Source organism: Kitasatospora sp. NPDC029312 (genome assembly GCF_055569215.1).
The window spans coordinates 1-1,014 of the sequence record NZ_JBVHXY010000098.1 but is presented as its reverse complement, the minus strand read 5'-3'; the positions used below and the strand labels follow the sequence as shown (position 1 = coordinate 1,014).

The 1,014-nt window shown below is 73.9% G+C and carries 1 protein-coding gene; it reads left to right on the top strand.

Annotated elements, in window-relative coordinates; translation table 11 throughout:
* Positions 1–1,014 (top strand): SDR family NAD(P)-dependent oxidoreductase (locus ACZ4WV_RS35430; protein ID WP_465753215.1); only part of this gene is annotated, 1,014 nt, incomplete at both ends.

Genomic DNA, 1,014 nt, shown 5'->3' with positions numbered 1-1,014 from the left:
ACCACCTACCCGGTGACCGAGGCCGCGGCGGCCTTCCGCACCATGGCCCAGGCCCGCCACATGGGCAAACTCGTCCTGACCTGGCCCACCACCGGCGCCACCACCGTGCCCGTCGACCCTGACGACGTTGCCCTGGTGCGCGGCGACGGCAGCTACCTGATCACCGGCGGCCTGGGGGGACTTGGCCTGCTCGCCGCCCGCTGGCTCACCGAACACGGCGCGGGCACCGTCATCCTCGCCTCCCGCCACGCCCCCGACCGGGAGGCGGAGCGGGAGATCGAGCGCCTGAACGCGGCCGGCACACACGTGATCGCCCTGCGCGGGGACATCGCCGACCCCAACGTCGCCGACCACCTCGTCCAGGCCGCCATCGCGGCGGCCGGCCACCCGCTGCGCGGCGTGCTGCACACCGCCGCCGTCATCGAGGACGCCACCCTCACCACCCTCACCCCCGGCCTCATCGACCGCGTCTGGCGCCCCAAGGCCTGGGGCACCTGGCGCCTGCACCAGGCCACCAAGGACTGCGACCTGGACTGGTGGGTCGCCTACTCCTCGGCCGCCTCCACCCTCGGCAACGCCGGACAGGCCGCCTACTCCGCAGCCAACGCCTGGATGGAGGAGTTCACCACCTGGCGCCGCGCCCAGCACCTGCCCGCCACCTGCATCTCCTGGGGACCCTGGGCCGAAATCGGCCGCGGCGCGTTCATGGAAGAACGCGGCTACGACATGATCCGCCCCGGCGAAGGCATGGACGCCCTGCGCCGCATCCTCGCCCACGACCGCCCCCGCACCACCTACACCCCCACCGACACCCACCACTGGCTCACCGCGCACCCCGCCGCCGACCGCCTCACCTACTTCACCCCCCTCCTCAACGAGACCCCCCGCCCCGACGACGGCACCCCCAGCCTCCTTGCGGCCCTCGCCGAGGCCACCACCGACACCCACCGCCACGCCCTGCTCCAGCAGGCCGTCATCGAGCACGCCGCCACCGTCCTGCACCGCGACACCGAC